Source organism: Neisseria sp., assembly GCF_041804105.1.
Lineage (GTDB): Bacteria > Pseudomonadota > Gammaproteobacteria > Burkholderiales > Neisseriaceae > Neisseria.
Genome location: NZ_JBHCJY010000099.1, coordinates 1 through 21,368, shown reverse-complemented (window position 1 = coordinate 21,368; position 21,368 = coordinate 1). Strand labels below are relative to the sequence as shown.

Annotated in this window: 19 protein-coding genes; 12 read left to right on the top strand and 7 right to left on the bottom strand. The window is 54.6% G+C overall.

The genetic code is table 11. From position 1 onward, the window contains the following. Positions 1–47: 47 nt before the first annotated feature. The 3 genes from ACEYDX_RS08985 (at position 48) to pyrF (ending at position 2,261) form a co-directional block, all read left to right on the top strand. Positions 48–713 (top strand): glutathione S-transferase, encoded by a 666-nt coding sequence (locus ACEYDX_RS08985; protein ID WP_373741679.1) that lies wholly within the window; start codon positions 48–50, stop codon positions 711–713. An 82-nt stretch (positions 714–795) separates the two neighbouring features. Further along, positions 796–1,437: a hypothetical protein gene (locus tag ACEYDX_RS08980; RefSeq protein ID WP_373741678.1), complete on the top strand. Its 642-nt coding sequence runs from the start codon at positions 796–798 to the stop codon at positions 1,435–1,437. 86 nt (positions 1,438–1,523) lie between these two features. After that, the gene (gene pyrF / locus ACEYDX_RS08975) at positions 1,524–2,261 is read left to right on the top strand and encodes an orotidine-5'-phosphate decarboxylase (RefSeq protein ID WP_373741677.1); all 738 of its coding nucleotides are present in this window, start codon (positions 1,524–1,526) and stop codon (positions 2,259–2,261) included. Positions 2,262–2,877: 616 nt separating this feature from the next. Here pyrF and iscA read toward each other — a convergent pair. The 5 genes from iscA to iscR all read right to left on the bottom strand — a co-directional run bounded on the left by iscA (position 2,878) and on the right by iscR (position 6,232). Continuing rightward, the gene (gene iscA, locus ACEYDX_RS08970) at positions 2,878–3,198 is read right to left on the bottom strand and encodes an iron-sulfur cluster assembly protein IscA (protein ID WP_373741676.1); all 321 of its coding nucleotides are present in this window, start codon (positions 3,196–3,198) and stop codon (positions 2,878–2,880) included. Positions 3,199–3,281: 83 nt separating this feature from the next. Then, positions 3,282–3,665, bottom strand: a complete 384-nt coding sequence (gene iscU / locus ACEYDX_RS08965; RefSeq protein WP_373741675.1) for a Fe-S cluster assembly scaffold IscU — start codon at positions 3,663–3,665, stop codon at positions 3,282–3,284. 102 nt (positions 3,666–3,767) lie between these two features. Next, positions 3,768–4,085: a hypothetical protein gene (locus ACEYDX_RS08960; RefSeq protein ID WP_373741674.1), complete on the bottom strand. Its 318-nt coding sequence runs from the start codon at positions 4,083–4,085 to the stop codon at positions 3,768–3,770. 424 nt (positions 4,086–4,509) lie between these two features. After that, positions 4,510–5,724, bottom strand: a complete 1,215-nt coding sequence (locus ACEYDX_RS08955; protein ID WP_373741673.1) for an IscS subfamily cysteine desulfurase — start codon at positions 5,722–5,724, stop codon at positions 4,510–4,512. A 61-nt stretch (positions 5,725–5,785) separates the two neighbouring features. After that, positions 5,786–6,232, bottom strand: a complete 447-nt coding sequence (iscR, locus tag ACEYDX_RS08950; RefSeq protein WP_373741672.1) for a Fe-S cluster assembly transcriptional regulator IscR — start codon at positions 6,230–6,232, stop codon at positions 5,786–5,788. A 267-nt stretch (positions 6,233–6,499) separates the two neighbouring features. On the opposite strand from iscR, the gene ACEYDX_RS08945 reads away from it, so the two are divergent. The 7 genes from ACEYDX_RS08945 (at position 6,500) to rnhA (ending at position 14,600) form a co-directional block, all read left to right on the top strand. Continuing rightward, positions 6,500–7,672, top strand: a complete 1,173-nt coding sequence (locus tag ACEYDX_RS08945) for an L-lactate dehydrogenase (protein WP_373741687.1) — start codon at positions 6,500–6,502, stop codon at positions 7,670–7,672. A 330-nt stretch (positions 7,673–8,002) separates the two neighbouring features. Beyond that, the gene (gene pflB / locus ACEYDX_RS08940; RefSeq protein ID WP_373741671.1) at positions 8,003–10,288 is read left to right on the top strand and encodes a formate C-acetyltransferase; all 2,286 of its coding nucleotides are present in this window, start codon (positions 8,003–8,005) and stop codon (positions 10,286–10,288) included. A gap of 232 nt (positions 10,289–10,520) precedes the next feature. Beyond that, positions 10,521–11,327: a pyruvate formate lyase 1-activating protein gene (gene pflA / locus ACEYDX_RS08935; RefSeq protein WP_373741670.1), complete on the top strand. Its 807-nt coding sequence runs from the start codon at positions 10,521–10,523 to the stop codon at positions 11,325–11,327. A 464-nt stretch (positions 11,328–11,791) separates the two neighbouring features. Beyond that, positions 11,792–12,007: a dioxygenase gene (locus tag ACEYDX_RS08930; protein ID WP_373741686.1), complete on the top strand. Its 216-nt coding sequence runs from the start codon at positions 11,792–11,794 to the stop codon at positions 12,005–12,007. Beyond that, positions 12,004–12,423, top strand: coding sequence for a VanZ family protein (locus tag ACEYDX_RS08925; protein ID WP_373741669.1), 420 nt, complete (start codon positions 12,004–12,006; stop codon positions 12,421–12,423). The genes ACEYDX_RS08930 and ACEYDX_RS08925 overlap by 4 nt, the downstream gene beginning before the upstream one ends. A gap of 162 nt (positions 12,424–12,585) precedes the next feature. Continuing rightward, complete coding sequence (locus ACEYDX_RS08920; protein WP_373741668.1) at positions 12,586–13,890, top strand: aminopeptidase P N-terminal domain-containing protein; 1,305 nt, start codon at positions 12,586–12,588, stop codon at positions 13,888–13,890. A 260-nt stretch (positions 13,891–14,150) separates the two neighbouring features. Then, positions 14,151–14,600, top strand: a complete 450-nt coding sequence (gene rnhA / locus ACEYDX_RS08915; RefSeq protein ID WP_373741667.1) for a ribonuclease HI — start codon at positions 14,151–14,153, stop codon at positions 14,598–14,600. Between the two features lie 92 nt (positions 14,601–14,692). On the opposite strand, the gene ung is transcribed toward rnhA, so the two are convergent. Then, positions 14,693–15,352, bottom strand: a complete 660-nt coding sequence (gene ung, locus ACEYDX_RS08910; protein WP_373741666.1) for a uracil-DNA glycosylase — start codon at positions 15,350–15,352, stop codon at positions 14,693–14,695. A 166-nt stretch (positions 15,353–15,518) separates the two neighbouring features. On the opposite strand from ung, the gene ACEYDX_RS08905 reads away from it, so the two are divergent. Together ACEYDX_RS08905 and pnp are read left to right on the top strand one after the other, a co-directional pair. Then, a complete protein-coding gene (locus ACEYDX_RS08905) occupies positions 15,519–15,788 on the top strand; it encodes a YihD family protein (protein WP_373741665.1) in 270 nt (89 codons plus the stop codon). 300 nt (positions 15,789–16,088) lie between these two features. Further along, the gene (gene pnp, locus ACEYDX_RS08900) at positions 16,089–18,200 is read left to right on the top strand and encodes a polyribonucleotide nucleotidyltransferase (RefSeq protein WP_373741664.1); all 2,112 of its coding nucleotides are present in this window, start codon (positions 16,089–16,091) and stop codon (positions 18,198–18,200) included. Between the two features lie 405 nt (positions 18,201–18,605). On the opposite strand, the gene purL is transcribed toward pnp, so the two are convergent. After that, complete coding sequence (gene purL / locus ACEYDX_RS08895; RefSeq protein ID WP_373741685.1) at positions 18,606–21,320, bottom strand: phosphoribosylformylglycinamidine synthase; 2,715 nt, start codon at positions 21,318–21,320, stop codon at positions 18,606–18,608. Positions 21,321–21,368: the final 48 nt, after the last annotated feature.

Genomic DNA, 21,368 nt, shown 5'->3' with positions numbered 1-21,368 from the left:
AATCGGCAGAATTGCTATATAATCGGTTTTCCCGACAGGTGTGCCTTATGATAACCCTTTACGCTCTCAAACAATCCCGCGCCTACCGCATTGCATGGCTTTTGGAACTGCTCGATTTGGATTATCGGGCGGAGATTTTCGAACGCGACACGGCAACGAAACTCGCGCCCGATGCCTTACGCGACATTCATCCCTTGGGCAAATCGCCCGTGGTGGATGATAACGGTACGGTACTGGCCGAAAGCGGCGCGATTGTCGAATACCTGATTGCGCGTTACGATGCGGCAGGCCGTCTGAAACCGGCCGCCGACAGCCCTCAATGGCGCGATTACCTGTTTTGGCTGCATTATGCCGAAGGTTCGTTGATGCCGCTGCTGGTCATGTCGCTGGTGTTCCGCAAAATCGACGAACGGAAAATGCCGTTTTTCGCCAAACCGGTGGCGCATCAAATTACAGACGGCGTACGCAAATCTTTTTTAAACCCGCAGTTGAAACTGCATCTGGAATTTGTCGAATCCCGACTTGCCGGAAAAAGCTGGCTTCTGGGCCAAGAGCCTGGCGGTGCCGACGTGATGATGTCGTTTCCGTTGCAGGCCGCTTTAAGCCGCACCGAGTTGGAACTGCCCGCCATCAGGGAGTATGTAACGCGGATTGAAACCGATGCGGCTTTCCGTCGTGCCCAGCAGCGTTTGGGGCGGCTGGATTTGCTGTAATTCGGCGGCTTTGCAGAGGCCGTCTGAAAAGCCCGTTTCGATAAATGAACAGAATACAAATAACTACCTTAAGAAAGCCTGTATGAAAATCACCTTCGGCATGATTATTGTCGCCATATTGTTCGTTGTCGTGATACTGGTGGCATTTATGTTTACCGGCAAGAAAAACGAAGAAACGCCTGCCCAAAAGCCTTCCCCCAAACCTTTGCCGCAGCCGCAGGGCGAAGTGCCTGCCGCTGTTGTTGATGAGCGCGAAAAGCTGTTCCGCAACTGGCTTTCCGTCCTGTATCAGGACAATCCGCGCGGTGCCGAAGGCATTGTTTCCGACATCCGCCGTAATGCGCCGTCTGAAGGCATTGTGCAAAACATTTTCCATCCGGAAAACATCATCAGTCCTTTCGGCGGTAACGAAATGGATGCCGATCATGCTTTTGCCGTGGATTGGAAAGACAGCGACAGTTTTATTGCGTTTGCCGACAAAATGGCCGCCCGTTTCCGTTTTTCATTGGCATGGACGGAGCAGGACAAAACCGAAGCCATGCCGCCCGAATTGATGAAAAAGGCGTATGAACAGTTTGCACAGCGCAAAGCGGTGCTGTACAACGCCGAAACAGGCGGCGATTATTACTTCCTGATGGTCGTACCCAAACGGGACAGCGAAGATTTCGAAGCCGCATCGAAACAGTGGGGCGTGGAAATCCGCCCTGCCGACCAGCCTTACTGAACGGATACAGGCCGTCTGAAACGGTTTTCAGACGGCCTTCCCTTATCCTTGTCTGATTAACAGCTTGATAAAACAACGGAAAAAACATGAATCCGCTTATTACCGACTTTGCCAGAACCGAACAGCGCACGCCCGTTATTGTTGCCCTTGATTTTGCCGATGCCGATAGCACGCTCGCATTTGTACGCCGTCTCGAACCGTCGCTCTGCCAACTCAAAATCGGCAAGGAGCTGTTTACCGCCAGTGGCCGCAGTTTGGCCGAAAGCCTGATAAACCAAGGCTTCAAGCTGTTTCTCGATTTAAAGTACCACGACATCCCCAACACCGTTGCCCAAGCCTGCCGGGTGGCGGCCGATATGGGCGTGTGGATGGTGGATGTGCACGCTTCGGGCGGACGGCGCATGATGGAAGCCGCCGCCGAAGCCGTGGCGAATTCTGTGCAAAAACCGTTGCTTATCGGCGTTACCGTGTTAACCAGCATGGCGAAGGAAGATTTGGCCGAATTGGGCATCGGCATTTCCATCGAAGAGCAGGTTTTGCGGTTGGCCAAACTTGTCCAAAGCTCGGGTTTGGACGGCGTGGTCTGTTCCGCCCACGAAGCCGCGCCTTTGCGCGACGCGCTCGGACAGGAGTTTGCTTTGGTAACGCCGGGCATCCGTTTGGACACGGCAGGCAACAAAGATGACCAACGTCGCATCATGACCCCCGCGCAGGCCCTGGCAGCCGGTTCGACCTATCTGGTGATGGGCAGACCCGTTACCCAAGCCGCCGATCCTGTGGCGGTGTTGCGGGAAGTGAATACGCTTGCGGCGGAAATGGTTTGATTGGGACGTTTGGAAGGCTGTGTTCGCACAAAGCATTGATTTGTACGAAGCCGCCCGCAACCGTTATTTCCAAGACGGGAATCCGTGGAGTATGTTCGCAACCGTATGAAGAAAAAGTGACGGATTAAGGTTTCAGACGGCCTGTTGCCGTTTTCGGTTGTTCCACGTTCCAACGTTTTCTTTCCATCAAGGCAGGTACGGTTCCAAAAGATACAGGCCGTCTGAAAAACATTTTTCAGACGGCCTGTATCTTTTATCATGGAGTATGGTTGAGGGACGGCTGTGTATTGAAACCAATAACCGCTGGCAGCAGGGAGAAGGCAAGGAGCAGCCACCCTCGCGGGTGGCTGTGTGTTGAAATGACCGTAACAACTTGGTTATGGCGCTGATGGGCAATCAGCCGCCTTTGGGCGGCTGTGTGTTGAAACCACCAAACGGTTACGGCTGCAAATGCAGCGTGTTCAGCCGCCTTCGGGCGGCAGCGTATAGATAATGCGTTGATGGTTGTCGACCGGGCGCATTCACTACCGCACGATACAGACCCCGCCGGACAATCACAAAACATTCATTGGAAAAACCAAATCAATTGAAGTGTTTGCCGGTTTTTCAGACGGCCTTAAACGTGGAAGCTTTCGCCGCAGCCGCATTCGTCTTTCACGTTCGGGTTTTGGAACTTGAAGCCTTCCTGCAAACCTTCTTTGGTGTAGTCCAGCTCGGTGCCGTCGAGATAGACATGGCTTTTGGGATCGACGAACACTTTCACGCCGAAGCCTTCGAATACCAAGTCTTCGGGCTGCACGTCGTCAACAAATTCCAAGGTATAGGCCATGCCCGAGCAGCCGCTGGTTTTCACGCCCAAGCGGATGCCTTCGCCTTTGCCGCGTTTGGTCAGAAAGTTTTGGATATGGTTGGCGGCTTTTTCGGTTAGGGTAATCATTTCATTATCCTTTCATTCGGCGTTTTCAGACGGCCTTGACGCACACAGGCCGTCTGAACGGCGGGTTTAACCCGCCGTTTGCATTACGCGCCCTGTTTCTTGCGGTAGTCGGCCACGGCCGCTTTAATCGCGTCTTCGGCGAGGATGGAACAGTGCACTTTCACGGGCGGCAGTTCCAGCTCTTCGGCGATTTCGCTGTTTTTGATGGCCAGCGCTTCGTCGAGGCTTTTGCCTTTCACCCATTCGGTAATCAGCGAAGAAGAGGCGATAGCCGAGCCGCAGCCGTAGGTTTTGAACTTCGCGTCTTCGATAACGCCTTCGTCGTTTACTTTGATTTGCAGCTTCATCACGTCGCCGCAGGCGGGCGCGCCGACCATGCCGGTGCCGACCGATTCGTCGTTTTTGTCGAACGAGCCGACGTTGCGGGGGTTTTCGTAATGGTCGATGACTTTGTCGCTGTATGCCATGATGTGGGTTCCTTGTGGTTTGTTGTTAAAGGGGTTCGGGGCAGGCCGTCTGAAAAAGGGTTTCAGACGGCCTTCCGATGTATTCAGAGCTAGACGGACTTGTTACGTTTTCTGAGTTTCAAAAATTTGTTCCAAAGATGATAAAACAGATTGAAGACAGCTTTTTTCATCATCGAAGAACCGGTTTTCCAAATCTTCGGGTAGGGTATGCGTATCTAAAATATAGATACATTCATCTGCCTGTATCTCTGTGTTTGGTTCAAACGCCGGTTTCAGCCGGTAAAACTCGCGTCTGAACAATCTTGCGTGAAATTGTTCATTTTGGTTACGTAAAATCTCAATTTGGAAATGAAGGGTGTCCTCATGAAGGGTAATAGGGTTGAGAACATAGGTTTTGATGACTTCCGAAAGTGCATACATTATAGAATTCCTTTAGCTGGCAGGTTGGCATTGGCAATGACGCGCATATGTACCTAACGGTGCTTTCGAGGTTGCATCTTTTTTAGCTGCCGTACAAGTATCGGTAGGTTGGGTTGCAAACCCAACGTTTCAGGCAGCCTTATGGGGTTTTGTTGGGTTTTCAACCCAACCTACGGTTTTCCGTGAGAACCCGTTTGTTCAGGCGGTCTGAAAATCATGGTTATCTTTTTCAGACGGCTTGTTCGCTATATTCAGTGGTAGGTTGGGTTGTAAACTCAACGCTTCAGGTAGTTTTATGGGGTTTTGTTGGGTTTACAAACCCAACCTACGGTTTTCCGTGAGAACCCGTTTGTTCAGGCCGTCTGAAAACCATGGTTATCTTTTCAGACGGCTTGTTCGCTATATTCAGGCCGTCTGAAAATTTTTAATGCTCTGCCCATTCCACGGTATTCAAATCAATCCCGTCTTTGAACATTTCCCACAGCGGCGAGAGTTCGCGCAGTTTGCCGATTTTGGATTTGATAAGTTCGGCGGCGTAGGCGACTTCTTCTTCGGTGGTTTGACGGCCGAAAGTGATGCGCAGGGAGGAGTGGGCGAGTTCGTCGTTGCGGCCGAGGGCGCGCAGGACGTAGCTGGGTTCGAGGCTGGCGGAGGTGCAGGCGGAGCCGCTGGATACGGCGAGTTCTTTGACGGCCATAATCAGGCTTTCGCCTTCGACGAAGTTGAAGCTGACGTTGAGGTTGGTGGCGACGCGTTTGTCCAAATCACCGTTGATGTAGACTTCTTCGATGCCTTCGATGCCTTTGAGGAAGATGTCGCGCAGTTTGAGGGCGTGGGCGGTGTCTTGTTCGAGTTCGAGACGGGCGAGGCGGAAGGCTTCGCCCATGCCGACGATTTGGTGGGCGGGCAGGGTGCCGCTGCGGAAGCCGCGTTCGTGGCCGCCACCGTGGATTTGGGCTTCGAGACGCACGCGGGGTTTGCGGCGGACATACAGCGCGCCGATGCCTTTGGGGCCGTAGATTTTGTGGCCGGACATGGAGAGCAAATCCACTTTGGCGGCTTCTACGTCGACGGGGGTTTTGCCGCAGGCTTGGGCTGCATCGACGTGGAAGATGATTTTGCGTTCGCGGCAGATTTCGCCGATGGCGGGAATGTCTTGGATGACGCCGATTTCGTTGTTGACCCACATCACGGAGATGAGGATGGTGTCGTCGCGGATGGCGGCTTTGAGTTCTTCGAGGTCAATCAGGCCGTTTTCCTGCACGCCGAGGTAGGTCACTTCGAAACCTTGGCGTTCGAGTTCGCGCATGGTGTCGAGCACGGCTTTGTGTTCGGTTTTGACGGTGATGAGATGTTTGCCTTTGGTTTTGTAGAACTGGGCCGCGCCTTTGATGGCGAGGTTGTTGGACTCGGTGGCGCCGCTGGTGAAGACGATTTCTTTGCTGTCGGCGCCAATCAGGGCGGCGATTTCAGTGCGGGCGTTTTCTACGGCTTCTTCGGCCGCCCAGCCGAAGCTGTGGCTGTTGGAGGCGGGGTTGCCGAAGGTTTCGGTGAGGTAGGGAATCATTTTTTCGGCCACGCGTTTGTCGACGGGGGTGGTGGCGGCGTAGTCGAGATAGATGGGGGTTTTGATGGTCATGGTTTTGTTCTTTCTTGATTGTGCGGCTTCAAGGCCGTCTGAAAAGTTTGGTTTTAAGGGATTAGTGGATGTGGGTAAAGGTAACGACTTTGCTGCCGTTGTGAGCCTGCCGTTCGACTATGCTTTGCAGGGTTACGCTGCTGAGGTAGTCGTTGATGGTTTTGTTCAGGTTTTCCCAAAGTTCGTGGGTCATGCAGGGGGAACCGTTGTGGCAGTCGGCTTTGCTGCCGCACTGGGTGGCATCGAGTTTGTCTTCCGCTGCGGCGATGATTTGGGCAATGTTGATTTGTGCGGCGGGGGCGGCAAGGATGTAGCCGCCGCCGGGGCCGCGCAGGCTTTCGACCAACTCGGCGCGGCGCAGTTTGCTGAAAAGCTGTTCGAGATAGGATAGGGAGATGTTTTGCCGTTCGCTGATGGCGCTGAGTTTGACGGCGCTGCCGTTTTTGGCGTGTATGGCCAAGTCGATCATGGCGGTTACGGCGAAGCGGCCTTTGGTGGTGAGTCGCATGGTGTGTCGTTTGCTGTTTGTTTTTCTGTGGACGGGATTGTCTAATATCTGAGTGAATCAGTCAAGTATGGGCGGCTGAGCGGTTTTCAGACGGCGTCTTTTCCTATCGGGGCGGTTGTTTTTCTTTATGATAAAAAAGTTTGCAATAATCCGGCAAATGATATAGTTTATTAAAAACCTAGAAGCATAATAGGATAATTGTTGGTTAAAGGCCGTCTGAAACGTTTTCAGACGGCATTGCCGGTTTTTGAAAGAAGAACGCACATGATGAAACGTGATTTAAGCAAAATGACCTGTATCGAAGATTTGCGCCGCATGGCGAAAATCAAAGTGCCGAAAATGTTTTACGATTATGCCGATTCCGGTTCGTGGACGGAGATTACTTATCGGGAAAACACCACCGATTTCGAGAAAATCAAATTCCGCCAAAAGGTTTTGGTGGACATGGAAGGCCGCAGTTTGGCAACCAAAATGATCGGCCGCGATGTGAAAATGCCGGTGGCCATCGCACCTACGGGGCTGACCGGCATGCAGCATGCCGACGGTGAAATTCTCGGTGCGCGGGCGGCGGAGAAATTCGGCATTCCGTTTACGCTTTCGACCATGTCGATTTGTTCCATCGAAGATATTGCCGAGCATACTTCTGCGCCGTTTTGGTTTCAGCTTTATGTGATGCGCGATAAGGAATTTATGGAAAACCTGATTAAGCGTTCGCAGGCGGCAAAATGCGATGCACTGGTGTTGACGGCGGATTTGCAGATTCTCGGCCAGCGCCACAAAGACATCAAAAACGGTCTTTCCGCACCGCCCAAGCCTACGCCCGCCAATTTGCTGAATCTTGCCTTGAAACCGGAATGGTGCATGAAGATGCTCAATACGCAGCGGCGTACGTTCCGCAATATCGTCGGCCATGCCAAAAATGTCAGCGATGTTTCTTCGCTGTCGTCTTGGACGGCGGAGCAGTTTGATCCTTGTTTGAGTTGGGATGATGTGGCCCGCATTAAAGATTTGTGGGGCGGCAAACTGATTATCAAGGGAATCATGGATCCGGAGGATGCGGAAATGGCGGTGAAAAGCGGGGCGGATGCGCTGGTGGTGTCAAACCACGGCGGCAGGCAGCTCGACGGTGCGCCGTCTTCCATAGAAGCTCTGCCGGATATTGTTTCCGCGGTCGGCAGCGATATTGAAGTCTGGCTGGACAGCGGCATCCGCAGCGGCCAAGACATTCTCAAGGCGTGGGCGCTCGGTGCGCGCGGGACGATGATAGGCCGGGCTTTTCTTTACGGTCTCGGCGCTTATGGAGAAGAAGGCGTAACCCGCGCGCTGGAAATCCTTTATAAGGAAGCGGACATTACCATGGCGTTTACCGGCCGCCGCGATATTCATGATGTGGATACAAGTGTGCTGGTGGAGGGTACTTATCCTTTGCCGCGCCGTTGAGTGGGGGCGTTTACAAAACGAAGGCCGTCTGAAAAAACGTTTTTCAGACGGCCTTGTGTTTTTTGTTGGAAAACTACAAATTGTTCGTCCCGGTAAAGCAGGAGGACGGTTTGTATCCGTGAGGCGTAATTTTATTATTTTACTCTTTTCTCGGGGAAAAAACAGAACCGGAAAAAGTTGCTGCGGACTTGTTTGATGTTGGTCAATATCACGTGCAAAAAGTAGTTTTATTTCAAAAAATACCTAACATACGGCATACGGAGAGTGCTATCCTTTCGCATATAAAATTCTTTATCCGTTCTAAACTATCATCCAAAACAGGAGTTTGAAATGTCAGCAAATGTGCAAGAACGTCCCGCAGCTTGGGAAGGTTTCCAAGGCGGAAACTGGGAAACCGAAGTTGATGTACGCGATTTCATCCAAAAAAACTACACACCGTATGAGGGCGATGCAAGTTTCCTGGCGCCGGCCACCGAAGCGACCACCAAACTGTGGGCCGAAGTGATGGAAGGCATCAAAGTGGAAAACCGTACCCACGAGCCTTACAAAATCGACGCGCAAACGGTATCGGGTATTACCAGCCATGCGCCGGGCTATATCGACAAAAATTTGGAAACCATCGTCGGCCTGCAAACCGATGAGCCGCTCAAACGCGCCATCATGCCGTTCGGCGGCCTGAAAATGGTGCAGGATTCCTGCAAAATCTACAATGTCGAACTGAACCCCGCGGTAAGCGAAATTTTCAGCAAATACCGTAAAACCCACAATCAGGGCGTGTTTGACGTTTACACGCCCGACATCCGCCGTTGCCGCAAATCCGGCGTGATTACCGGTTTGCCCGATGCCTACGGTCGCGGCCGCATCATCGGCGATTACCGCCGCGTGGCTTTATACGGCATCGATTTCCTGATGCAGGACAAACTGAACCAATACAACTCGTTGCAGGCTGATTTGGAAAACGGCGTGAACTTGGAAGAAGTGATCCGCCGCCGCGAAGAAATCAACGACCAGCACAAAGCTTTGGGCCAAATGAAAGAAATGGCCGCCAGCTACGGCTACGATATTTCCGGCCCGGCCAAAAACGCACAGGAAGCCGTGCAGTGGACTTATTTTGCTTATCTGGCTGCCGTCAAATCGCAAAACGGTGCGGCGATGTCGTTCGGCCGCGTGTCTTCCTTCCTGGATATTTATATCGAGCGCGACCTGAAAAACGGCGTGATTAACGAAACACAGGCTCAAGAGTTTATCGACCATCTGGTCATGAAGCTGCGCATGGTGCGCTTCCTGCGTACACCCGAATACGACCAGCTTTTCTCGGGCGACCCGATTTGGGCGACCGAATCCATCGGCGGTATGGGCTTGGACGGCCGTACTTTGGTTACCAAATCCAACTTCCGCGTTCTGCATACCCTGTACAACATGGGCCCGTCTCCCGAACCGAACATCACCATTCTGTGGTCGGAGCGTCTGCCGCAGGGCTTTAAGGAATACTGCGCCAAAGTATCCATCGACACATCATCGGTTCAATACGAAAACGACGATCTGATGCGTCCCGATTTCCAAAGCGACGACTACGCCATTGCTTGTTGCGTCAGCCCGATGGTTATCGGTAAACACATGCAGTTCTTCGGTGCGCGCGCCAACTTGGCCAAAACCCTGCTGTACGCAATCAACGGCGGTGTGGACGAAAAATCCAAAGAACAGGTCGGCCCCAAAACCGAGCCGATTCTCGACGAAGTGCTGGATTACGACAAAGTATTCGCCAAACTCGACGAATTCATGGACTGGCTGGCAACCCAGTATGTAACCGCGCTGAACATCATCCACTACATGCACGACAAATATTCCTACGAAGCCGCGCTGATGGCGCTGCACGACCGCGACATCCGCCGTACCATGGCTTGCGGTATCGCAGGTTTGTCGGTGGCCGCCGATTCGCTGTCCGCCATCAAATACGCGAAAGTCAAACCCGTGCGCGACGAAAACGGCATCGCGGTGGACTTTGAAATCGAAGGCGAATATCCGCAGTTCGGCAACAACGACGACCGCGTGGACGACATTGCCTGCGATTTGGTCGAACGCTTCATGGGCAAAGTGGCGAAACACAAAACCTACCGCAACGCCGTGCCGACCCAATCCGTGCTGACCATCACATCCAACGTGGTGTACGGCAAAAAAACCGGTAATACCCCCGACGGCCGCCGTGCGGGCACACCGTTCGGCCCGGGCGCAAATCCGATGCACGGCCGCGACGTAAACGGCGCAGTCGCTTCGCTGACTTCGGTTGCCAAGCTGCCGTTCGAGTTTGCCAAAGACGGTATTTCCTACACCTTCTCCATTGTTCCCGGCGCACTGGGCAAAGACGAACGTTCGCGCGAACGCAACCTTGCCGGTTTGATGGACGGCTACTTCCACCACGAAGCGGGCGAAATCGAAGGCGGCCAACACCTGAACGTGAACGTGCTGAACCGTCAAACCCTGCAGGATGCGATGGAAAATCCCGAGAAATATCCTCAGCTTACCATCCGCGTTTCCGGCTATGCCGTGCGCTTCAACTCGCTGACCCGCGAGCAGCAGCAGGACGTGATTACCCGCACCTTTACCGAAACCATGTAAACCTGCGCTGAAAACGTCGGATAACGGAATGCCGGAGCAGCCAAGCTTCCGGCATTTCGTTTGCACGACGGCGCATAAAGTTGCCGTCCCTGCCGTCAGCCGTAAAGAAAAGTTTTTCAGACAGCCTTTTGCCGCATCAAGGCCGTCTGAAAACCCGTTCCGACAGATGTTAGAATAAACGTACCGACAACGAAGCCGCCTTTTCAGACGGCACAGCTACCGCACAAACACCATGCAAACCTACACCATCACCCCCGAATCTTCGCCCGTTCATGCCGAAGGCCACCGCGGTTACCACGGCACAGCCTATGTGCATTCCATCGAATCCTGCGGCACCGTCGACGGCCCCGGCCTGCGTTTCGTGCTGTTCCTGCAAGGCTGCCTGATGCGCTGCCTGTACTGCCACAACCGCGATACTTGGGACTTGCACACCGGCAAAGAAATGGAAATGACCGTAGAGCAGGTCATGAAGCAGGTCATGTCCTACCGCCACTACCTGCGCGCCACCGGCGGCGGCATCACGGCCACCGGCGGCGAACCGCTGCTGCAATACGAATTCCTGCGCGACTGGTTCACCGCCTGCCGCGAGCATGACATCCACACCTGCCTCGACACCAACGGCTACGCCCTGCATTACGACGAAATCCTCGACGATCTGCTCGACCACACCAATCTCGTCATGCTCGATTTGAAACAGATCGACCCTGACATCCATAAAGTGCTTGTCGGCATTCCCAATACCAAAACCCTCAAGTTCGCCAAATACTTGGCCGAGCGCAACCAGCCCGCCCGTGTCCGCTACGTTGTCGTACCCGGCTATACCGACGACGAACGTTCCGCCCACCTGCTCGGCGATTTCATCGGCGGCATGGACAACGTGGAAACCGTCGAGCTTCTGCCGTATCACGAATTGGGCGCGCACAAATGGGCGCTTTGCGGCGACGAATACAAACTCAAAGGCGTGCACCCTCCGCCCAAAGAAACGGTGTTGAAAATCAAGGAAATATTGGAAGGCTACGGCAAGAGCATCATTTATTGAATCCGATTGACTGAACCGAGTATCGAACCATAGGTTTGCAAACAAGCCGCAGGCCGTCTGAAGCCGTTTTTCAGACGGCCTTTGTACCGTAGCCGATTGCTGCGGGCTATCGTTAAACACCACCATTTCCGAACAGGCAGGAATCTAACTTTAAACTTCAGAAATCTTTTGAATTCATGTGTTTGAGAAGATTGGCTCCGGATTTTCGCCAACATGGGAGTAGTGACGGGGCAGCAGGTGAAAACCGGTGCAAAGGGCAGCCGGCCGGCTGAGGGTTTTCGTCCGGGTAGAATGCGGCAGGTTTGGCGGCAGCGGGCTTGATGCAAACGTATGGCGCTCCGTATGTTCGGCGTACCATGCAGCGCTTAATTTTTCGGCCGGCCTTGCCTGCATGGCCGTGGCACGGCTTCTCACGCTCTTGCTATAATACCGTTTCCTTTTTTCAGTTTTCAGACGGCCTGACCATGTCCGAACTGCTCGACCTTATCCGAACCGAATCCGCAGGCGTTGTTGCGGAAACACTCGATTTCTGGCTGTACGAATGCAGCATCGACGAAGCGCCCACAGCAGTGGAAGTCGAACATTGGCGCGACATCCTGCAAGAGCGCGGCGGAAAGTTTGTGCGTCTTGCGGAAGTTTGCCGGACTTGGCTGGAAGAGGAAGCGGGGCAGGGCGTATGAACGGCCGGCAGGATACCGACCGTTTGCTTCCCCGTGCCAACCGCTACGCATTCCTTGCCGTGTTGTGGTTCGGCGCGGCGGTGTATTCGCTGCTGTTCCGCGAATCCGACGGCGGTGTGCCGCCGTTTCCGCATTTCGACAAGGTCGGGCATTTTGCGCTGTTTTTTGCCCAGTTTTGGTTGGCGGCCAAGGCTTATTTTTCAGACGGCCTGCCTGTTCCGTACCGTCTGCTGCTTGTTTCCGCACTGGTTTTCGCGGTGGGCAGCGAATGCGCTCAGGCGTGGTTTACCGCCACCCGCGAAGGCAGCGTGGCCGACGGTTTGGCCGACATGGCCGGCGCGGCCGTTGCGTTGTGGGCGGCGCGGAAAGTGGCGGATGCGAAGCGGCATCTGCCGAAACAGCGTCAAGAACCATGAAAGCGTCGGTTGGTTTTCCGCAGCGTCAGTCCCGCTGCGGCAAGCCCGAACCGTATTGAATCCGCATTTGTTACAACATAACCGTCTGTAAACCTAAAGGCCGTCTGAAACACGGCGTTGCCGTTCCGTTTCAGACGGCCTATACACGGAAGAACACCTGCCATGACCCCTTATTCCGAACGCCGCCGCCGCGTGCTGCAACACATCGGCAGCGACGGCATCGCCGTTGTGTTTGCCGCACCGGAGCAGCGGCGCAGCAACGACACCGAATATCCGTTCCGCCAAGACAGCTATTTTTATTATCTGACCGGTTTCGACGAACCCGAAGCCGTGCTGATTCTCGACGGTGCGGCGCAAACCGCCACGCTGTGCTGCCGCGACAAAGACCCTTTGGGCGAAATCTGGAACGGTTTCCGTTACGGCGCGGAAGCGGCCAAAGAAGCGTTCGGTTTCGACGAAGCCGACAGCGTTGTCCGCTGGCGGTACCGCTTTGCCCAAGCGGTGCAGAACAAGCGCAGGCTGTATGCGCTCTGGCAGCTTTATCCCGAACGCGACCGCGAAGTGATGCAGGAATGGCATGCGGTGCAGCAAAGTGCAGGGCGCGGATTGCAGAACGCTTCGTCCGCCCCCGACAATCTCTGCAATCTGGCCGCCGTGCTCGACGGGATGCGGCTGGTTAAAGACGGGCATGAAATCGGTCTGCTGAAAAAAGCCGCCGAAATCAGCGCGGCGGCACACATCCGCGCCATGCAGAAAACCCGTCCGGGCATGGACGAACTGCAAATTGAAGCCGAACTGCTGCACGAATTCATGCGCCACGGCGCGCGTTTTCCGGCATATAACAGCATCGTCGCAGGCGGCAAAAACGCCTGCTGCCTGCATTACACCGCCAATAAAGACCTGTTGCGCGACGGCGATTTGCTGCTGATCGACGCAGGTGCGGAATACCGTTTTTATGCGGGCGATATTACGCGCACGTTTCCCGTTAACGGACGCTTCAGCGCGGCACAGAAAGACGTGTACGAAATCGTGCTGGCCGCCAACGAAGCGGCCATCGCCGCCGTCAGGCCGAATGCGGATTGGGCGGACATCCACCAAACCGCCTTGAAAATACTGGTGCAGGGTTTGCTTGATTTGAAACTGCTCGAAGGCAGCGTGGACGGCAACATCGAATCGCAGGCCTACCGGCGTTTCTATATGCACGGACTCGGCCATTGGCTCGGCATGGACGTACACGATGTCGGCAAACGCTGGCACGACGGCAAGCCGGTGTTGCTGCAGGCGGGTATGTACACCACCATCGAACCCGGACTGTACATTGCCGCAGCCGACGATATTCCCGAGCACTTCCGCGACATCGGCATCCGCATCGAAGACAATGTGCTGGTTACGGAAAACGGTTGCGAAAACCATACCGCTGCCGCACCCAAGCGCGTAGCGAATATTGAAGAGACCATGCGCGGATAGGCTGAAGGCCGGTGCTGCTTTGTGGGTTTGTATGGCTGTCCGAGCGGTTTTCCGATTGGGAAGTGTGTCGTTTTGAACAGGTCGTCCGAAACGGTGTTTAAATACAGACGGCCTTACCTTTCAAACGGTTGGTTTGCCGACACGGCGTTCGACCGTACAAACATCACGGCAGCTGTGCCGTATGGTTTGGCAATGCCGTTCTTGAAATGAAGGCCGTCTGAAAAATTTTCAGACGGCCTTACAGAAAAACAGGAATACCGATGAATCCTAAAACCGTTTATCTCTACACCGACGGGGCCTGCAAAGGCAACCCCGGCACAGGCGGCTGGGGCGTGCTGCTGCGTTACGGCAGCCATGAAAAAGAACTGTACGGCGGCGAAAAACACACCACCAACAACCGCATGGAACTGCAAGCCGTCATCGAAGGGCTGAAAGCGCTCAAACGCCGCTCCGCCGTAGAAATCCACACCGATTCGCAATATGTGAAAAACGGCATGGAGAGCTGGATACACGGTTGGAAGAAAAACGGCTGGAAAACCGCCGCCAAACAGCCCGTGAAAAACGAAGAACTCTGGCGCGAACTGGATGAATTGGTGGGACAGCACGACGTGCGCTGGCAATGGGTCAAAGGCCATGCGGGTCATGCGGAAAACGAACGTGCCGATGCGCTGGCCAATAAAGGCGCGGCACAGGCAGGTTCCGTATCCTGAATAAAGATTTTTTCAGACGGCCCTAACCGAGATGGGGTTGTCTTCAACCGTTGCCCGAATACGGTACACGGCGATGAGGGCCGTATCCGCTGTTACACCTGCCAATCCACGGGAGTGCTGCCGTTAGCTTCAAGATAAGTATTGGCCTGCGAAAAATGGCGGCAGCCGAAAAAGCCGCGGTAGGCCGACAGAGGCGACGGGTGCGGTGCGGAGAGCACAAGATGGCGGCTGCGGTCGATAAACGCGCCTTTTCTCTGCGCATGGCTGCCCCATAGCAGGAAAACGATGTGGCTGCGGTGTCGGTTGAGTTGGTCGATAACGCGGTCGGTAAACTGCTCCCACCCCAGCGGCGCATGGGAATGTGCCTGTCCGGCGCGCACGGTCAGCACGGTGTTAAGCAGCAAAACGCCTTGCTCCGCCCAATGTTGCAGGCAGCCGTGCTGCGGAATCCGGAAGCCCGCGATATCGTCGGCAAGTTCCTTGTAAATATTGACCAGCGACGGCGGCACGGCAATGCCGGGGCGCACCGAAAACGCCAACCCGTGCGCCTGCCCCGCGCCGTGGTAAGGATCCTGACCGAGTATGACCACTTTCACACGGTCGAATTCGGTGGACTTGAAGGCGTTGAATACGTCGGACGCGGGCGGATAAACCGTCTGTCCGGCCAGCCGCTCGCGTTTTACGCTCTCGAGAATGCTGCGGAAATAGGGCTGCTCCTTTTCCGCACCCAAAGCATCGTGCCAAGTCTGCATGGTTCTGCACTTCCATATCTGTGGTTTACAGCCGCGATTATAGCGGATTGCCGCAGATAAAGGCCGTCTGAAAAACTTCAGATCCAAGCCGCAGATGATTTCAAAACCGCCGCCGTTACACTAAAATCCCAACGGTGTATCCCGATATTGTGAAAAGGAAAAATATATGCGCTCCCACCGTTTACGCGAACTGCTCGAACTGCTCGAACCCTACTGGAAACAGGATCCCGAACTGAACCTGATACAGGTTTTGCAGAAAATCGCTGCGGAAGCGGGCTTTGAACAACCTCTGGCCGAGCTGACCGACGAAGTCGTCATCTATCATCTGAAAATGCACGGCAAAGACAAAGATGCGCCGATTCCGGGCATCCAGAAAGATTATGAAGACGACTTCAAAACCGCGCTTCTGAAAGCCCGGGGCATATTGAAAGATTAGCAGGTCTTAGGCTTCTCATCTTATTTTGACAGGCGTACACCTTCTCAAAAAACCGTTTTCAGACGGCCTGCCTGCCGTTTTCCGCCGTACAGACAAGCTGGATTCCAAATAGGTTTCCCGTTATAATTGCAGCGTTTGTCCGAAACGGGCAGGCGTTTTTCCCGTTCAGACGGCATCCCGCCGAAATGATGCCGTCTGAAAATGTTTATCCCCGTGCCGCCGGCCTGAAACCCTAACCATGCACATAATGTTTGTGTGCATCATTAGTGTTTTAGCGGCGGTTTTCCCGAAAGGAACGAAATGTTCAACAAACACGTTAAAACCTTCCAATACGGCAATCAGACCGTTACTCTCGAAACCGGCGAAATCGCACGACAGGCCTCTGCTGCGGTAAAAGTGTCGATGGGCGATACCGTGGTGTTGGTGGCCGTTACCACCAATAAAGAAGTCAAAGAAGGACAGGATTTCTTCCCGTTGACCGTCGATTATCTCGAGCGCACCTATGCTGCGGGTAAAATCCCCGGCGGTTTCTTCAAGCGCGAAGGCAAGCAGAGTGAAAAAGAAATCCTGACCAGCCGCCTGATTGACCGTCCCATCCGCCCGCTGTTTCCCGAAGGTTTCTACCACGACATCCAAATCGTGGCGATGGTGGTTTCCGTTGACCCTGAAATCGATTCCGACATTCCCGCCATGCTGGGCGCGTCTGCTGCGCTGGTGTTGACCGGCGTACCGTTTGCAGGCCCCATCGGAGCGGCGCGCGTCGGTTATGTAAACGGTGTTTATGTCCTGAACCCGACCAAATCGGAGCTGGCCAAGTCGCAGATGGATTTGGTGGTTGCCGGTACGGAAAAAGCCGTTTTGATGGTGGAGTCGGAAGCCCGCGAGTTGCCCGAAGCGGTTATGCTCGGAGCCGTTGTGTACGGCCATGATGAAATGCAGGCTGCCATCCGTGCGATTAACGAATTTGCCGACGAAGTCAATCCCGAAGTATGGGACTGGAAAGCACCCGAAACCGACGAAGCTCTGGTGGCGCAAATCCGCGGTATCGCGGGAGAAACCATCAAGGAAGCGTTCAAAATCCGCCAAAAACAGGCGCGCAGCGCGAAGCTGGACGAAGCATGGGCAGCCGTGAAAGCAGCTCTGATTACCGAAGAAACCGAGACCCTGAAAGCCAACGAAATCAAAGGCATCTTCAAACAGCTTGAAGCCGATGTGGTGCGCGGTCAGATTCTCGACGGCCAGCCCCGTATCGACGGCCGAGACACCCGAACCGTCCGCCCCATCAACATCCAAACCGGCGTACTGCCCCGCACCCACGGTTCCGCCCTGTTCACGCGCGGCGAAACCCAGGCCTTGGCCGTGGCCACTTTGGGTACTTCGCGTGACGAGCAGATTATCGATGCCCTGAGCGGCGAATACACCGACCGCTTCATGCTCCACTACAACTTTCCGCCTTACTCCACCGGCGAGGTAGGCCGCATGGGTGCGCCGAAACGCCGCGAAATCGGCCACGGCCGTTTGGCCAAGCGCGCGCTGGTTGCCGTATTGCCGAAACCGGAAGATTTCAGCTACACCATGCGCGTGGTTTCCGAGATTACCGAGTCCAACGGTTCTTCGTCTATGGCTTCCGTTTGCGGCGGCTGTCTGAGCCTGTTGTCTGCGGGCGTGCCGCTGAAAGCACACGTTGCCGGCATCGCCATGGGCTTGATTTTGGAAAACAACAAATTCGCCGTACTGACCGACATTCTCGGCGATGAAGACCATTTGGGTGATATGGATTTCAAAGTGGCGGGTACCACCGAAGGCGTTACCGCCCTGCAGATGGACATCAAAATCCAAGGCATTACCAAAGAAATCATGCAGATTGCGCTGGCGCAGGCCAAGGAAGCCCGTCTGCATATCTTGGCACAGATGAAAGAAGCGGTTGACGGCCCGCAGGAATTGTCGCAACACGCGCCCCGTCTGTTCACCATGAAAATCAATCAGGACAAAATCCGCGACGTTATCGGCAAAGGCGGCGAAACCATTCGTGCCATCACTGCCGAAACCGGTACGGAAATCAATATCGCGGAAGACGGTACCATCACGATTGCCGCCACCACTCAGGAAGCGGGCGATGCTGCCAAACAGCGTATCGAGCAGATTACCGCCGAAGTGGAAGTGGGCAAAGTGTATGAAGGCACAGTGTTGAAACTGCTCGATAACAATGTCGGCGCAATCGTGTCCGTGATGCCGGGCAAAGACGGTTTGGTGCACGTCAGCCAAATTGCCCATGAGCGCGTGAAAAACGTCAGCGATTACCTGCAAGTCGGCCAAACCGTGAAAGTGAAGGCTCTGGAAGTCGACGACCGCGGCCGTGTTCGCCTGTCGATTAAAGCATTGTCTGAAGCACCGCAGGCAGAAGCGGAATAAGCAGTTTGTAACCGCAAAAGGCCGTCTGAAAATCTTTTCAGACGGCCTTTATGTATGAATCGGTATGTTTCGATTGATAGCAGCCAACTCGGAAGTGATGCGTATCATCCCTTATTTATTGGGGCTAAGTTACGGAACAAAACATGGGGGAATGTTGTTATTCAGGTAAAGTAGTAAAGGTCAAGTATAGATTCCTGCCCGTTTGGACATGGAGAAACTTGAAGACAACCAAATAATTTAATTCATGGAGGATGAAAGCTTGGTCTTTCAGAGTCCCAACTTTTATAAAAACCACAGGCCGTCTGAAAGCATCATTTTTGTTTTCAGACGGCCTGATATTAATGAACTGATAAAAAGGATTATTTTACAAGTATAAAATCTTTACCCTGCCAACAATCCGGTTTATCAACCCAAAGCCTTGCGCGCTCCGGCGAACAGGCGGTACCAGCCGGAGAGTTCGCTGTTTTTCCACTCGTCGGGATGCCAGCTCATCTGGGCGGTGCGGTATACGCGTTCGGGGTGGGGCATCATGATGGTGATGCGGCCGTCGGCATTGGTGACGCCGGCGATGCCCTGCGGCGAGCCGTTGGGGTTGAGCGGGTAGGTTTGGGTCACTTGGTTCAGGCCGTCGACGTATTGCAGGGCGGTGTGGAGGCCGTCTGCGACCGTAGGAAGTCCCTGTGGGAAAATTTCGCCGCCATGGTGGGCGAAGTCGGCGCGGCCTTCGCCGTGGCTGACGACGACGGGCAGGCTGGAGCCCTGCATTTCGGCAAGTATCAGGCTGGGCGATTTGGGGATGTGCACCATGCTCAGGCGGGCTTCGAACTGTTCGCTTTCGTTGCGGCGGAATTTCGGCCAGCCTGCGCTGCCGGGGATGATTTCCGCGAGGTTGCTGACCATCTGGCAGCCGTTGCACACGCCCAGCGCGAGGGTGTCGGAGCGGGCGAAGAAGGCGGCGAACTGGTCGCGCAGGGCGTTGTGGAACAGGATGGATTTCGCCCAGCCTTCGCCTGCGCCGAGTACGTCGCCGTAGCTGAAGCCGCCGCAGGCAGCGAGCATTTGGAAAGCGGACAGGTTCAGACGGCCTGCCATCAGGTCGGACATGTGCACGTCGTAGGCGTCGAAACCGGCGCGGGTGAAGGCGGCGGCCATTTCGATTTGGCCGTTCACGCCCTGTTCGCGCAGGACGGCGATTTTGGGTTTGGCGCCGCTATTGATAAACGGCGCGGCGATGTCGTCTTTCACGTCGAACGTCAGGTCGGCGAACAGGGCGGTGCGTTCCTTGTCGGCCAGCAGGGCGAATTCGCTGTCGGCGCAGGCGGGATTGTCGCGCAGTTTTTGGATTTGGTAGCTGGTTTCCTGCCATACGCGTTGCAGGTCAACAAGACTTTCATCGAATACTTTTTCCTCACCAGCGGTTATGATGAAACGATTAGATGACGTATCGACTTCACCGATGTAATGGCAAGCTATTCTTTCCATTTTTCGCGGTGAAAAACCACCTTTATTCAGGAATAAGTCCTTTTTCTCAAATTGCTTGACCACATACTCAATATCTTCTTTTTTAATCTGTAGTACGACGCCAAGTTCTTCATTGAATAGTGAACGGATAATATTTTCAGGAAATTCAATGGTAATACCAGAGTCATGATCATAACGGGCAGGTGTATAAGTACCGAACATTGTTTGGAAGGTTAAACTATTTAGGTTGATATTCAATCCTATGCGCGCAGCAAACGCCATTTCCGCCAATGCGGCAAACAAACCGCCGTCCGAACGGTCGTGGTAGGCCAGCAGTTTGTCTTCGGCTACAAGCTGCTGAATCACTTCATAAAACGCTTTCAGACGGCCTGCTTCGATGTCGGGGCTTTCGCCGGTCATTTGATTGTAAACCTGACTTAAAGCCGAGCCGCCCATGCGTGCTTTACCGAAGCCTAAATCAATCAACAGCAGCACGCTGCCGTCCACGTTTTTCAGTTCGGGCGTAACGGTTTTGCGCACGTCCTGCACGGGGGCGAAGGCGGTGATGATGAGCGACAGCGGCGAGACGACGGATTTCTGTTCCGCGCCGTCCTGCCACACGGTTTTCATCGACAGGCTGTCTTTGCCGACGGGAATGCTGATGCCCAGTTCCTGACAGGCTTGGGAAACGGCTTCGACGGTGCGGTAGAGTTTTTCGTCTTCGCCCGCGGTGCCGCAGGCGGCCATCCAGTTGGCGGACAGTTTGATGTTGCCGATGCCGCCGATGTTGACGGCGGCGAGGTTGGTGAGTGCTTCGCCGATGCACATCCGCCCCGATGCGGGCGCGTCGAACAGGGCGAGCGCGGGTTTTTCGCCCATTGCCATCGCTTCGCCGCGGTGGGTGTTGAAGCCCATCATGGTGACGGCGCAGTCGGCCACGGGGGTTTGCCAGCGGCCGACCATCTGGTCGCGGTGGGGCATGCCGCCGACGCTGCGGTCGCCGATGGTAATCAGGAAGTTTTTCGCAGCCACAGTCGGCAGACGCAGCACGCGGTAAGCGGCTTCGGTGATGTCGATGGCAGAGGCGTCAAACCGGCTTTCAGACGGCGTTACGGTGGTGTCGTTGCGGGTGGTTTTAGGCGGTTTGCCCAGCAGCACGTTCAGCGGCAGGTCAACAGGGTTGTTGCTGAACAAGTCGTCGCGCACTTGCAGATGGCCGTCGTCGGTGGCCACGCCGACCACGGCAAACGGGCAGCGTTCGCGTTCGCAAATGGCGCGGAAAGTGTCCAAATCTTTTTCCAGAATCGACAACACATAACGCTCTTGCGATTCGTTACACCAGATTTGCAGCGGCGTTAAACCGTGTTCTTCCAAAGGCACATCGCGCAGCTTGAATTTCGCGCCGCGGCCGGCGTCGTTGACCAACTCAGGGAAGGCGTTTGACAAGCCGCCCGCGCCCACGTCGTGAATGGAGATAATCGGATTGTCGTCGCCCAGCTGCCAGCAGCGGTCGATGACTTCTTGCGCGCGACGTTCGATTTCAGGGTTGCCGCGTTGGACAGAGTTAAAGTCTAGAGAAGCGTCGTTGGTGCCGGTATCCATAGACGAAGCCGCGCCGCCACCGAGACCAATCAGCATGCCCGGGCCGCCGAGTTGGATTAATAATGCGCCTTCAGGGATTTCGTCTTTATGCGTTTGTTGCGCCTG

Bases quoted from the DNA above. Each gene is read 5' to 3' on its own strand.
- ACEYDX_RS08985 (WP_373741679.1), top strand. From the start codon at position 48: ATGATAACCCTTTACGCTCTCAAACAATCCCGCGCCTACCGCATTGCA.
- ACEYDX_RS08980 (WP_373741678.1), top strand. From the start codon at position 796: ATGAAAATCACCTTCGGCATGATTATTGTCGCCATATTGTTCGTTGTC.
- pyrF (WP_373741677.1), top strand. From the start codon at position 1,524: ATGAATCCGCTTATTACCGACTTTGCCAGAACCGAACAGCGCACGCCC.
- iscA (WP_373741676.1), bottom strand. From the start codon at position 3,198: ATGATTACCCTAACCGAAAAAGCCGCCAACCATATCCAAAACTTTCTG.
- iscU (WP_373741675.1), bottom strand. From the start codon at position 3,665: ATGGCATACAGCGACAAAGTCATCGACCATTACGAAAACCCCCGCAAC.
- ACEYDX_RS08960 (WP_373741674.1), bottom strand. From the start codon at position 4,085: ATGTATGCACTTTCGGAAGTCATCAAAACCTATGTTCTCAACCCTATT.
- ACEYDX_RS08955 (WP_373741673.1), bottom strand. From the start codon at position 5,724: ATGACCATCAAAACCCCCATCTATCTCGACTACGCCGCCACCACCCCC.
- iscR (WP_373741672.1), bottom strand. From the start codon at position 6,232: ATGCGACTCACCACCAAAGGCCGCTTCGCCGTAACCGCCATGATCGAC.
- ACEYDX_RS08945 (WP_373741687.1), top strand. From the start codon at position 6,500: ATGAAACGTGATTTAAGCAAAATGACCTGTATCGAAGATTTGCGCCGC.
- pflB (WP_373741671.1), top strand. From the start codon at position 8,003: ATGTCAGCAAATGTGCAAGAACGTCCCGCAGCTTGGGAAGGTTTCCAA.
- pflA (WP_373741670.1), top strand. From the start codon at position 10,521: ATGCAAACCTACACCATCACCCCCGAATCTTCGCCCGTTCATGCCGAA.
- ACEYDX_RS08930 (WP_373741686.1), top strand. From the start codon at position 11,792: ATGTCCGAACTGCTCGACCTTATCCGAACCGAATCCGCAGGCGTTGTT.
- ACEYDX_RS08925 (WP_373741669.1), top strand. From the start codon at position 12,004: ATGAACGGCCGGCAGGATACCGACCGTTTGCTTCCCCGTGCCAACCGC.
- ACEYDX_RS08920 (WP_373741668.1), top strand. From the start codon at position 12,586: ATGACCCCTTATTCCGAACGCCGCCGCCGCGTGCTGCAACACATCGGC.
- rnhA (WP_373741667.1), top strand. From the start codon at position 14,151: ATGAATCCTAAAACCGTTTATCTCTACACCGACGGGGCCTGCAAAGGC.
- ung (WP_373741666.1), bottom strand. From the start codon at position 15,352: ATGCAGACTTGGCACGATGCTTTGGGTGCGGAAAAGGAGCAGCCCTAT.
- ACEYDX_RS08905 (WP_373741665.1), top strand. From the start codon at position 15,519: ATGCGCTCCCACCGTTTACGCGAACTGCTCGAACTGCTCGAACCCTAC.
- pnp (WP_373741664.1), top strand. From the start codon at position 16,089: ATGTTCAACAAACACGTTAAAACCTTCCAATACGGCAATCAGACCGTT.